This window comes from Lentzea waywayandensis, from assembly GCF_900115955.1.
Classification (GTDB): Bacteria; Actinomycetota; Actinomycetes; order Mycobacteriales; family Pseudonocardiaceae; genus Lentzea; species Lentzea waywayandensis.
Window position 1 is genome coordinate 251833 of record NZ_FOYL01000011.1, and the last position, 13269, is coordinate 265101.

The window sequence follows — 13269 nt, forward strand, 5'->3', positions numbered from 1 at the left end:
GTCCAGGCGGGATACCGCGCCAGCTCGGCCGGGGACGGCAGGACCGTCAACAGCCGCAGTAGTCGGGACGACGTGGTGAGCACCGGTCCATTGTGGCGGGAATGGCCGACTTCAGTTAGCACTGAAGCTATAGACACCCTCAACAACTCCGCCGTCGCTACGGTCGGCTTCGGGGAGGTACCGGGGTGAAGCCGATTTCTGAGTTGCTTGTGGACAACGCTCGTGAGAGCGGTTCCAGGGACGCCTACAGCGATGACCGGCGGACCGTCACGTGGTCCGCGCTGGCCGATCGCACCGGCCGTCTCGCGGCGGGGCTGGGGGTCGAACGCGGGGCTCGGGTGGCGGTGCTGCTCGACGACGGCGTCGACCTGGTCGAGGCGGTGCTGGCCGTGGCTCGGGCGGCCGCCGTCTGCGTGCTGCTGAGTCCGCACGCGACCGAGGCCGAGCTGCGGGTGCTGCTGGCCGACTGCGCGCCGTCGCTGGTGATCACCGGGCCGGGTCAGCTCGCGAAGCTTCCCGGCTCGCTGCGCGTGATGGTCGCCGGAGAGGAGTTCGAGGCGCTCGCCACCGGGGAGAACGGCGCGCCGCGCGACGATCTCGGGCTCGACGAGCCGGCCTGGATGCTCTACACGTCGGGCACGACCGGGGCGCCGAAGGGTGCGGTGTCGACGCAGCGAGCCGGGTTGTGGTCGCCGCTGACGTGCTACGGGCCGGTGCTCGGGATGTCCGCGGAGGACCGGCTGCTGTGGCCGTTGCCGATGTCGCACAGCTGGGCGCACACGATGTGCCTGCTGGCGGTGCTCACGCTGGGCGCGCAGGCCCGCATCTGCGGACGGGTCGAGCCCGCCGTGCTGAAGCGGCTGATCAGCGAGTACGAGCCGACCGTGCTCGCCGGGGTGCCCACGACGTACCGGATGCTGCTGGAGACCTCGCCCGTTCCGGTGCCGTCGTTGCGCTTCTGCCTGACGGCCGGGGCGCCCAGCGATGCCCGGTTGCTGTCCGACGTGGGTGACGCGCTCGGTGCTCCCCTGCTCGACCTGTACGGCACCACCGAGACCTGTGGCGCGATCAGCGTCGGGCCGCCGGTCGCCGGGGTGTCCGTGCAGATCGTCCAAGGTGAGATCCAGGTCAGCAGTCCCGGACTGTTCACCGAGTACCACGGCCGGCCCGACGAGACCGCGAAGGCGTTGCGGGACGGGTGGTATCGGACCGGTGACCTCGGACGGTTCGCCGAGGACGGCACGCTTCTCGTCACCGGACGGGTCGGCGACCTGATCATCCGGGGCGGGCAGAACGTCGACCCGGTGGAGGTCGAGGCCGTCCTGCTCGGGCTTCCCGGCGTGCGGGACGCGGCGGTCGTGGCCCGGCCGGACTCGGTGCTGGGCGAGGTGCCGGCGGCGTTCGTCGTCGGGCAGGCGGACGAGGCTTCGGTGCTTCGGGCGTGCGCGGAGGTGTTGTCGGCGCACAAGGTTCCGGTGGAGGTGCGGTTCGTGGACGCCGTACCGCGCACCGGGTCGGGCAAGGCCAAGCGGAACCTGCTGCGGGAGATGCTCGTGCCGGCGCCGCGGACCGGGTCGCTGGAGCAGCTCGTGCTGGACGAGGTCGCGGCCATGCGCGGTGCGCCGATCAATGCCACCACCGCCTTCGCCGACACCGGTATGACGTCGTTGGACGGCACCACGCTCCGGCACCGGCTGAGCGTGCTGACCGGGCTTTCGCTGCCCGCGACGCTGGTGTGGGACCACCCGACGCCGGCCGCGGTCGCCGCGCATCTGTCGTCACTGCTGCACGGGTCGGCGCCGGAACCCGTTGCCCCGCAACCGTCCGAGGCCGAGCCGATCGCGATCGTCGCCGTGGGATGCCGCTTTCCGGGTGGGGTTTCGTCGCCGGAGGACCTGTGGCGGCTGGTCGCCGACGGTGTCGACGCGACCAGCGAGTTCCCGGTGAACCGCGACTGGGACGTGGACTCGCTCTACGACCCCGCTCCGGACCAGGCGGGCAGGACCTACGTCCGGCGCGGTGGGTTCCTGCACGACGCGGCCGACTTCGACGCCGGGTTCTTCGGCATCTCGCCGCGCGAAGCCGTCGCGATGGACCCGCAGCAACGGCTGCTGCTGGAGGTCGCGTGGGAGACCGTCGAACGGGGCGGGATCGCGCCGACTTCGTTGCACGGCAGCGATACCGCGGTGTTCGTCGGGCTGATGCACAACGACCACGCTTCGCGCGTGGACGGGCACGGCATCGAGTCGCATCTCGCGCTGGGGTCGACCGGGAGTGTCGCGTCCGGGCGGATCTCGTACGTGCTCGGGCTGCGCGGCCCGTCGCTGACGATCGACACGGCCTGCTCTTCGTCGCTCGTCGCGATGCACCTGGCCGCTCGCTCGCTGCGGTCCGGGGAGTGTTCGCTGGCGCTGGCGGGCGGGGTGACGGTGATGGCGACGCCGGGGCCGTTCGTCGCGTTCAGCCAGCAGCGGGCGCTCTCACCGGACGGGCGGTGCCGTTCGTTCGCCGCCGGTGCCGACGGCACGGGCTGGGCGGAGGGCGCCGGGTTGGTGCTGCTGGAACGGCTTTCGGACGCCCAGCGGCACGGTCACCCGGTGCTGGGCGTGCTGCGCGGGTCGGCGGTGAACTCCGATGGAGCCTCGAACGGCCTGACCGCGCCGAACGGACCGGCACAGCAGGACGTGATCCGGCGGGCGCTGGCCGACGCCGGGCTGCGCGGGTCCGATGTGGACGTCGTGGAGGGGCACGGGACCGGGACGGCGCTCGGGGATCCGATCGAGGCGTCCGCGCTGGTCGCGACCTACGGGGCCGGGCGGGAGCGTCCGCTGTGGCTCGGATCGGTCAAGTCGAACATCGGGCACACACAGGCGGCGGCGGGGATCGCGGCGCTGATCAAGGTGCTGTGGGCGATGCGGCACCGGGTGCTGCCCCGGTCGCTGTACGCGGACGAGCCCTCTCCGCACGTCGAGTGGTCCGGGGTCCGGCTGCTGGCCGACTCCGTTGCCTGGCCTGGCAAACGGCCTCGGCGGGCGGGGATCTCGTCGTTCGGGATCAGCGGGACCAACGCGCACGTCATCGTGGAGGAGCCGCCCGTCCGTGAGGTGGAGCCTGGTGGCGTGGGTGTAGCGCCCTGGTTGGTCAGCGGTGACGACGAGGAAGGGCTGCGGGCGCACGCCGCCGCGCTTGCGGACGCGCTGACCGACGAGTCCTCAGTGGACGTTGGCTGGTCGCTGGTCTCGTCGAGGGCTCAGCTGAGCCGCAGAGCGGCTGTTCTTCCCGGTGGCGACATGATCGCCGGGTTGCGGGACCTGGCGCGTGGCGTGCCGAACCCCGCGGTGCTGGTCGCCACCGCGCAACGGTCCCCGAAGCCTGCTTTCCTGTTCACCGGGCAGGGTTCGCAACGTCCCGGGATGGGTCTGGAGCTTGCCGCGGAGTTTCCTGCCTTCCGCGAGGCCTTCTTCGCGGTGTGCGCGGAGTTCGGGATTCCGGTGGAGGTGCTCACCGGGCCGTTGGTCGAGCGCACCGAGTACGCGCAGCCCGCGCTGTTCGCCTACGAGGTGGCGATGTGCGCGTTGCTCGGGTCGCAGGGCGTGCGGCCCAGCGCTGTCGTGGGGCACTCCATCGGCGAACTGGCCGCCGCGCACGTCGCGGGTGTGTTGTCGTTGCCGGACGCCGTCCGGCTGGTGACGGCTCGTGGCCGCGCAATGGCCGCGATGCCTCCGGGTGCGATGGTCGCCGTCCGCTGTGCCGCCGACGAGGCGCGGCGGATCGCCGCCGAGTTCGGGGTGTCGGTCGCGGCCATCAACGGACCCGAGTCGGTCGTGCTGTCCGGTGCTCCTGAGGCCGTGGACGCGATCGGTGGACGTCGGCTCGGCTCGTACGCGTTCCACTCCGCGCTGCTCGACGGGGTGCTGGACGAGTTCCGTGAGGTCGCGGAGTCCATCACCTACCGCCGTCCGGAGGTGTCGTTCTTCTCGACGCTGACCGGACGGCAGGAGTCCGAGGCGCTCACCTCGCCGTCGTACTGGGTTCGGCAGGCTCGGGAGACCGTGCTGTTCGCCGACGCCGTGCGGAGTCTCGGCGCCACGGTGTTCGCCGAGGTCGGACCGTCCGCGACGCTCACGGCGCTGGGGCAGGAGTCGGTGGACGGGGCGTTCGTGCCGATGGCGCGTGGCGTGCTGGACGGACTGGCGGCGTTGCACGTGCAGGGCGTGGACGTCGACTGGACCACCGTGTACGCGGGCACCGGGGCGCGGCGTCGCGACCTGCCCGTGTATCCGTTCCAACGGGAGCGCTACTGGTTGAGGTCCGGTAGCTCGTCGTCCGAGCCGGTCATCTCGGTGTCGCGCTGGCCGTGGCTCGCGGACCACCGCATCGGCGACGACGTCATCGTGCCCGCGACGGTGTTCGTGGAGATGGCGTGGCAGGCGACCGGTGATCGGCTCGAGGACCTCGTCGTGCACGAACCGTTGGTGCTCAAGGAGGACGTGCGGGTTCAGGTTCTCGTCGACCAGGAGCGGACCGTCACCGTCTGGTCCCGTGCCGCCTCCAGTGGGCCGTGGACTCGCCACGTCTCCGCTTCCGCCGTGTCTGGTCGCGGGTTCCCGGACTCCCCTGCTGTGGTGCCTTCCGACGCGTTGCCCGTCGCCGTCGACTACGCGGGCCTTGCGGCGCGGGGGTATCACTACGGGCCGGCGTTCCGGGGCGTGACGGCGTTGTGGCGGCTCGGTGATGAGCTGTTCGCCGACATCGACCTGCCTTCTGGTGCGATGCCGTGCGTGCTCGATGCGGCGTTGCACGCCGCGTTGCTGGCGGAACCCGGTGGCGCGGTCAAGGTTCCGTTCGCGTTCAACGGTGTCGAGATCTACCGGACCGATGTCACGGCCGTGCGTGCGCATCTCACGCGTATCGGGCCGGATGAGGTGCGCGTGCTGCTCACCGACCACGCCGGGCGTCCGGTGGCGCTCATCGAGTCGTTGGTGACGCGGCCGTTGAAGGTCCACGACGTGCTGAAGCAGGTGCGCTGGGTCCCGGTGACGCCGTCGCCGGTGGTCGGTGAGGTCTTCGAGGCCTCGGACGTCGTGTCCACTCTGGACCGGTTGCACCGCTGGCTCGCGGCGCCGTCGGAACGGCTGGTGGTGGTCACGCGCAACGCCACCGGCGACGACCCGGATCTCGCGGCCGCCGCGGTGTGGGGACTCGTCAGCAGCGCCCAGGCCGAGCATCCCGAACTGGGTCTGGTCGACCTGCGCTCCGCCGGAGACACTGCGATCGTTTCCAGTGAACCGCGCATCGCCGTGGACGGCTCGCTCGTGCTCGCGCCCCAGCTCGTGCCGGCCTCGGAGCCTTCCGGCGCACTGCCCTCGTTCGACGGCACCGTGCTGATCACCGGCGGCACCAGTGCGCTCGCCGAACCGTTGGCCCGCTACCTCGCTCCTCGTGCGCGGCACCTGGTGCTGGCGAGTCGCAGCGGCGGAAAGCCCGACTGGGCAACGGAACTCGCCTGTCCGGTGACCGTCGTGGCGTGCGACGTCAGCGATCGGGCGGCGGTCGAGGAGCTGGTGGCGTCGTGTGCGCCGTTGCGGGCGGTCTTCCACCTGGCCGGCGTGCTGGACGACGGACTGCTCGGCACGATGACTTCGGAGCGGTTGCGTCACGTCTTCGCGCCCAAGGCTGACGGGGCGTTGAACCTCCACGAGGCGACCGCGCACCTCTCGCTTTCCGCGTTCGTCCTGTACTCCTCGGCTTCCGGAGTGCTGGGCAGGCCGGGACAGTCGAACTACGCGGCCGCGAACGCGTTCCTCGACGCTCTCGCCCGGCACCGGGTGGCGCGCGGGTTGCCGGGCCTGTCGCTGGCCTGGGGGTTGTGGGACACCGACTCCGGGATGGGCGCGGACCTGCCGTCCGACGGCGTGGTCGCGATGAGCGCGGAGACCGGGATCGCGGCGCTCGATCGGGCGTTGCGAACGCGGGAGCCCGTGCTGGTGCCGATCCAGCTGGCGCCTGTTGCCGCGGCTCGGGACGCGGGCTGGCGCGATGTCGGGCAGGGAGTTCGTGGTGTGCTCGCGTCGGTGCTCGGCTACCCCGATCCGGCTTCGCTGCCCGCGGACAGGGACTTCACCGAGCTCGGGTTCGACTCGCTGACGGCGTTGCAGGTGCGCAACCGGATCAACGCGGCTACCGGGTTGAAGCTGGGCGCGGCGGTCGTGTTCGACCATCCGACGCTGCCTCGGCTCACAGCCCACGTGCAGGCGGCGCTCGACGCCGCCGTGCCAGGCCAGGCAGCCCTCGACGCCGCCGTGCCAGGCCAGCCGATCGGAATCGATTCGGACTCGCAGGCCCCCAGGGGGGATCGGGTCCCCACTCCTATCGTCTCAAAGAGGTCTGACAGTTCTGGGCCGCTCGTCTCAAAGAGGTCTGACAGTTCCGGGCCGCGTCCGGCGGGGTTCGCGGCGCTCTACCACCGCGTGCTCCACCAGAAGGGCCCGTTGGAGGCCATGACCCTGCGCTTCCTGGCGTCCTACGCGCTCCCCGCCGCCACTCCGGACCCGGTCACACCTCAGCGGCTCACCGCAGGAAGCCGGAGCCCGGTCCTGGTGTACGTGCCCAGCTACCTCACCCCGGGAGACCGGACACCGCTGCGCCTGGCGCGGCAGTTCGACCACGACGTGTTCCTGCTCCCCTACCCCGGATTCGGCGAGGACCCGGCAATCCCCGCGGACGTCGAAGTCCTGGTCCAGGCACACGCCGACGCGGTGCGGAAGCTCGCCGCGGACAGGCCGGTGGTCCTCCTAGGACACTGCCTCGGCGGCGCGGTCGCCCACGCCGTCGCCCAGCGGGTCGACGCGGCCGGAGTGGTCCTCATCGAGACCGACGAAGGCGTGCTGGCCAGAGACGACGAACGGGCCCTGGCACTGGTGGCCGGTGAGGCAAGGCTTCCCGCGCGGCACTACGAGAGCAGCGTCAGCGATGCGGCGCTCCTCGCCGGTGGCGGGTACGTGCGGATCTTCGACGGCTGGCGGCCCGAGCCGTCGGCCGTGCCGTCGCTGTTGCTGCGGGCGGGGCCGACGCCCGAGATGCTCGCCGCCGACCCCGCGCGGGACTGGCGGCCGCGTTGGCCTGCCCACGACACCGCGAGCGTGATCGGTGACCACGACTCCGTGCTCACCGATCACGCCGCGTCCACCGCGCAAGCGATCAAGGACTGGCTCGGCCGGATCGATACGCTCGCCTGATGGACAGCAGCCGGCAGACCCGTGTGCGCCACGCGTTCGACGACTTCTTCGCTCCCGCCGAGCCCAAGTCCGGGAGCTGGGTGCTCGACCTGTTCCAGCACACCGCCGCGACCGTGCCCGCGTACCAGAAGCTCCTGCGGGAGAACGGGATCGAGCCCGCGAGCATCGAGACGTTCGCGGACTTCCAGCGGCTGCCGTTGCTCGACAAGGCGAGCTACCACGAGCGGCATCCGCTGCCCGAGCTGTGCCGCGACGGACGGTTGGAGAACTGCGACATGATCGCCGTGTCGTCGGGATCCAGTGGCAGGCCGACGATCTGGCCGCGGACGCTGGAGGACGAGCTGCACGTGGCGCGGCGGTTCGAGCAGGTGCTGGTGGACGGATTCCACGCGGACGAGCGCAGGACGCTGGCCGTGGTGTGCTTTCCGCTCGGCACGTGGGTCGGCGGGCTCTTCACCCAGGCCTGCGTGCGGCATCTCGCGGCCAAGGGCTGCCCGATCACGGTCGTGGCGCCGGGGAACAACAAGGCCGAGATCCTGCGGGTGCTGCCGGAACTCGCACCGCACTTCGAGCAGGTCGTGCTGCTGGGCTACCCGCCGTTCGTGAAGGACGTCGTCGACACCGGACTCGCGCAGGGCGTCGACTGGCCCGCGTACCGGATCAAGCTCGTGCTCGCGGGCGAGGTGTTCAGCGAGCAGTGGCGCGACCTGGTTTCGCAGCGGGCCGGAATCGCGGATCCGCTCAGCGACATCGCTTCTCTTTACGGCACAGCGGATTCCGGTGTGCTGGGCAACGAGACAGCGCTTTCCGCGGGCATCCGCAGGTTCTTCGCCGACCACCCGGAGAAGGCTCGGGAGGTCTTTGGCGACTCACGGCTGCCCACGCTCGTGCAGTACGACCCGGCGAGCCGGTTCTTCGAGGTGCACGACGGCACGCTGGTGTTCACCGCGGACGGTGGGATCCCGCTGATCCGCTACCGGATCGCCGACGAGGGCGGGATCCTGGAGCACGCCGGCCTGCTGACCTACTGCGCCCGCAACGGCTTCACTCCCCCGCCGGGCCCGGACCTGCCGTTCGTCTACCTGTTCGGGCGGTCGCTCTTCACCGTGTCGTTCTTCGGCGCGAACGTCTATCCGGAGAACGTGACCGTCGGATTGGAGCAGCCTGGCATCAGCGCGACGGTGACGGGAAAGTTCGTGATCGAGTCCGTCGAGAACGAGGATCGCGATCGGCTGTTGCGGATCACCGTCGAGACCGCGCCGGGCGCGACAGCGGACGCGGCGGTGATCGCGGAGGCGGTGCGGACCCAGCTGCTGCGGCTCAACAGCGAGTTCGCGCACTACGTCCCGGCCGAACGCCAGCTGCCCGAGGTCGTGCTGCGACCGGCCGGAGATCCGGAGTACTTCCCGGCCGGCGTGAAACACAGGTACACCCGACGACCCTGAAATGTGCTTTTGCGCCGTGCGGCAATAGCTTTTCTCCCGATCCTCTCTCTGCCTAAGGTGACGTCGCACGAATTCATTTTGGGTCAGGGAGGAATCCTTTGAGTTCCGTTCGCCGTATTTTGATGGCGTTGATGCCGCTCGCCATGCTCTTCACTGTCGCGTTCGCTGCCCCGAGTGCGCAGGCGGAGGCTCCGGAAGCGCAGGCCGCCGCTGTGGGCGCGGCGTTCGACTCCGAGACCGGCCAGGCTCTCGCCGCCTGGGACTGCAACACCGGCAACATCTGCTTCTGGGACGACTTCGGCGGCAAGGGTCGCCGCTGCATGTGGGACGTAGCGGACCCGGACTGGACCTCGGGAACCTACAAGTGTTCCTGGGCCACGGACCGCGAGGTCAAGTCGGTCTACAACCGCGGGACGTCCTCCGCCAAGGGCGTCAGGTTCTACCGCAACACCGGGTACAACGGCTCGATCGGTTGTACGAAGCAAGGCCAGAAGGGTGACCTCGCCGGCACCTACCAGGTCCGTTCGCACCAGTGGGTCAGCACCAGCTGCGGCTGATCCGACCAGTTAGCACAGAACCGGTCTCGGGGCCCTGGTCCCGAGACCGGTTTTCGTTGCGCAATTCGGCGGAGTGACACGCCCAGTATTGTTGTGCGCGGTGACCTGGCCTGGGGAGGTTGCTGTGTTGCGCATCCATTTTTCGCCTGGCGATCTGGATCGTACGCAGGTAGCGGAAAGGGTGGATCCACTCTGGGAAATGGTGTTCAGCTGGCTTCGGCTGACCGAACTGGACAGCGGGTTGTTGTTGCAGCCGTGGCTGCGTCACATCCGCCGCAACGGCGACCGGCAGGTGATCACGTCCGGCGTCCGAACGCTGTCCGTGCTCGCTCCGCTGGGGCCGTACTTCCCTGACTTCCTCACGCCGCCGGAGGGCGCGCAAGGCCTGGGGAGCGCGCTGGCCGCGATCCGGTCCACGCCGCGGCACCGGTTGCGAGAGGAGTTCGGGCTGCTGGAGGACGTGCGCCCCACACCGGAATGGACACGTCCGCTGGCGGCGGGCGACGGTGAGTCCCTTCTGGAGCTCACCGAGGCGTTCGCCCGCTATCACCGCGCGGTCATCGCGCCGTACACCGATCTGATCGAGGAGGCGGTCGAGACCGATCGTGTGCACCGCAACGGCGTCGCGGGGTCCATCGAGGGACTGCTGCGAGGCATGTGGCCGTTGATGAACTGGCGGCCGCCGGTGCTGGAGGTCCAGTACGCGCACGACCGCGACCTGCACCTCAACGGGCGTGGGCTGCGGCTGGTGCCGTCGTACTTCTGCCGCCGCACACCCGTCGCGTTCGCCGACCCGGGGCTCCCTCCGACCGTGGTGTACCCGTTGCACCACGACTGGACCTGGCAGCGGCAGCTCGACAGCGGACGACGTGAGCAGGGCGCGCTCGCGGCGTTGCTCGGCAGCACCCGGTCAGCGGTGCTGGCGGCGGTCGGTGCCGGGGCGACGACGACCGAACTGGCGGAACGCCTCGGGGCGTCACCGTCCTCGGTCAGCCGGCACACGACCGTGCTGCGGGAGGCGGGATTGCTGACGACGGAGAGACAGGGGTTGTCCGTGCTGCACCAGCGAACGCTGCTGGGGTCAGCCCTGCTCGGCAAGAACTGAGGCGCGGCGGCGCCTCCACAGCCCGATCACGCACGCGGCCAGCGCCGCACCCGTGAGCAGGACGTGGATCGCGCCGCCGAACCTCGTCGCGAACGTCAGGTCCGTGCGCAACGGCACGGTGTCCACCATCAGGTCGTCGGTGAACATCCCGGTCGACCGCACCACGCTGCCGTCCGGGCGCACCACCGCGCTCACGCCGCTGATCGCCGCGACGACGACCGCGCGGCCGTGTTCGATGGCACGCAGCCGGGCCATCCCGAGCTGCTGGTAGGTCATCTCGCCGCGGCCGTACCAGGCGTTGTTCGTCGGCACCACCAGCAACTGCGCACCGTCGGCCGCACTCTCGCGCAGGACGTAGTCGTAGGCGACCTCGTAACAGATGCCGACACCCACGCGCGTGCCCGCGATGTCGAGCACGCCGGGTTCGGTGCCCGCGTCGAGGTCGGGCTGGTCGGCGAACGGCGTGAAGACGCGGGCGAGCGGACGCAGCGGGATGTGCTCGGCGAACGGGACGAGCTCCTGTTTCGCGTACGACTTCCCCGCCCCGGTCGTCGGGTCCCACGCGATGACCGAGTTCTGCCCGTGGCGCAACGCACTCACCAGGGTCGGCACGCCGAGGTCGGCGATGGCGCCGTCGAGCACCTGGTCGCGGTCTCCGGTCCTGGTCGCGCTCTCCGGCCACACCACGAGGTCCGGCTTCGGCAGCGCGCCGCCGCGGACCAGCGCGGCCAGTTCGGCGGTCTTGCGCAGGTGGTTGGCGCGCAGGGTGGCGCCCTCGGTGAGCAGACCGAGACCGACGTCGGGGGCGTTGCCCTGCACGACGCCGACGGTCCGTTGCCCGGTCTGGGCCTCGATCGAGATCAACGGGCTCACCGCGAGCGAGGCGACGATCGGCACCAACGCCCAGGCGCGGGTCCACCTGGGGAACCAGGCGGCCAGGCCGAACCCGGTGAAGACCACCGCGAACGTCACGAGCGGCGCGCCACCGATGACGGCGAGCCGGGCGAACGGGCCGTCGACCTGGCCGAACGCGACGCGGCCCCACGGGAAGCCGTTGAACGGGATCAGACCGCGCGCGGTCTCCTGGAGCACGAACAGCAGCGCGGCCCACACCGGTGCGGCGGGCAGCCGGGAGACCAGCGGGAACAGCGCGCAGACACCGCAGATGAACAGCGCCATCAACGCGCTGAGCACCAGCCACGGCCATGGCCCGAAGTCGTCGCCGAGGAAGTGCTGGATCCACCACAGGTGCGGCAGGAAGAACGTCATCCCGAACACGAACCCGAGGCCCGCGCTGCGACGGGCGCCCGCGCCTTTGAGCGCCAGCCAGAGCACCACGAACGCGGGTACGGCGAGCCACCAGAGCGTGCGCGGCGGGAAGCTCAGGGCCAGCGCGCCGCCGGCCAGCGCCGCCGTGCCGTAGCGGAGGAAGTCAGGCTTGCGCAACGGACACCCTCGCCCGGCGCAGGACGAGGTACGCGCCACCGACCAGCGCGATCCCGAGGACGTAGGCACCGATCAGCTCGGGTACGCGGCCCGCGAAGTTGCCCGCGAGTGGCGGTACCAGCAGCGCGAAGATCCCGGCGAGCACGGCGACCCTGGTCCGCCACTTCCCCACCGGCAGGCTCGCGGCCAGCGGCAGCACCGCCCACAGCAGGTACCACGGCTGGATCACCGGCCCCAGCACCACGATCAGGCTCATCATCATCCCCAGCGCCGTCACCTCGGAGACCCTGCCGCGCAGCTGCCGGTCGATCACCACCGCCACCCCGCACAGGATCAGCACGAGCCCCGCGATCCGTGCCGAGGAAATCATCGCCTGACCGCTTTCCGGCCCGAACACCGCACCCGCCAGATAGCCCGGCCAGTTGGTCGGAGCCATCCAGCTGTTGACCTTCGACGGCGTGCCGAGCGCCTGCACCCAGCCGAAACCGGACATGCCCGCGAGCGACGTCACGACAGACACCACCACGGCGGCCGCGACCATGCCGAGGCCTGCGGCGACGAACCGGACCCAGCCGCCGCCCAGCCTGCGGGCCAGCGCGGTGCCGACCACGGCGAGCGCGACCAGTGCCGGCAGCTTGACCTGAGCGCCCAGTCCGATGAGCACGACACCGGCCGTGTACGGCCACCACTTCAGTTCGGGCAGTGCGTGCAACGCGATGACGGTGCCCGACAGCATGAGGCCGAGCATCAACGCGTCGTTGTGGACGCCACCGATGAGATGCCACAGCACCAACGGGTTCATGACGCCTAGCCACAGCGCCGTACGTTCCTGCACGCCCGTCATGGCCGCGAGTTTCGGTACGGCCCACACGACGAGCAGCAGTCCCAGCACGGCGACGAGGCGGTACGCCACGATGCCCGCGACCGGATCCCCGCCGGTGACCTGGGTGATCGAGCGTTCGACCGTGGTGAACAGCGGCCCGTACGGCGACGGCGTCTCGCGCCAGTAGACGCCGACACGGGCCACCGCCTCCGCGCTCGCCCCGACCGCCGGGCTGACGACGTTCGGGTCGAGGCCGTTCGCCGCGACCTCGCCCTGGGCCAGGTAGCTGAAGACGTCCCCGCTGAACAACGGTGGCGCCACCAGCAGCGGTCCGCACCACCACGCGAGCGTCCGGCGCAGCCACTGGGCGTCCGGCCTGGTGCGGCCGAGCAGCGTCCACGTCAGCACGACCAGCCCGGCGCCCGCGATCGCGACACCCAGCGCCAGTCCCCCTGCTCTGGCGCTCACGGCCCACGCCCCGGCGGTGAGCAGGAGCGCACCGCCGAAACCCGTCCAGCGCAACAGTTCCGGGGTATCGGTGGTGACCGCGGTCGGCCAGCGGTAGGTGACGGTCTGCACGGGAGAGACAGTGCTTTCCGGACGGATCGTCACGCGTCCGACTGTGGTCGCGTTCCCACGTACGACTTCAGGATGA

Annotated in this window: 6 protein-coding genes; 4 read left to right on the forward strand and 2 right to left on the reverse strand. The window is 70.7% G+C overall.

What is annotated here, in order from left to right; genetic code table 11:
- Positions 1-185: 185 nt before the first annotated feature.
- The 4 genes from BM417_RS34750 to BM417_RS34765 all read left to right on the forward strand — a co-directional run bounded on the left by BM417_RS34750 (position 186) and on the right by BM417_RS34765 (position 10345).
- The gene (locus BM417_RS34750) at positions 186-7238 is read left to right on the forward strand and encodes a type I polyketide synthase (protein WP_093603267.1); all 7053 of its coding nucleotides are present in this window, start codon (positions 186-188) and stop codon (positions 7236-7238) included.
- A complete protein-coding gene (locus BM417_RS34755) occupies positions 7238-8683 on the forward strand; it encodes a phenylacetate--CoA ligase family protein (RefSeq protein WP_245822366.1) in 1446 nt (481 codons plus the stop codon). Before BM417_RS34750 ends, BM417_RS34755 begins: the two co-directional genes overlap by 1 nt.
- A 131-nt stretch (positions 8684-8814) precedes the next feature.
- Positions 8815-9240: a peptidase inhibitor family I36 protein gene (locus tag BM417_RS34760; RefSeq protein WP_177320752.1), complete on the forward strand. Its 426-nt coding sequence runs from the start codon at positions 8815-8817 to the stop codon at positions 9238-9240.
- A 199-nt stretch (positions 9241-9439) separates the two neighbouring features.
- On the forward strand, positions 9440-10345 hold the full coding sequence (locus BM417_RS34765; protein WP_245822368.1) for an ArsR/SmtB family transcription factor: 906 nt from the start codon (positions 9440-9442) through the stop codon (positions 10343-10345).
- Here the strand turns inward: BM417_RS34765 and lnt are convergent.
- Together lnt and mptB are read right to left on the reverse strand one after the other, a co-directional pair.
- A complete protein-coding gene (gene lnt / locus BM417_RS34770) occupies positions 10322-11791 on the reverse strand; it encodes an apolipoprotein N-acyltransferase (protein WP_245822370.1) in 1470 nt (489 codons plus the stop codon). The genes BM417_RS34765 and lnt overlap by 24 nt on opposite strands.
- Positions 11778-13226, reverse strand: coding sequence for a polyprenol phosphomannose-dependent alpha 1,6 mannosyltransferase MptB (gene mptB, locus BM417_RS34775; protein WP_245822373.1), 1449 nt, complete (start codon positions 13224-13226; stop codon positions 11778-11780). Before mptB ends, lnt begins: the two co-directional genes overlap by 14 nt.
- Positions 13227-13269 lie beyond the last annotated feature (43 nt).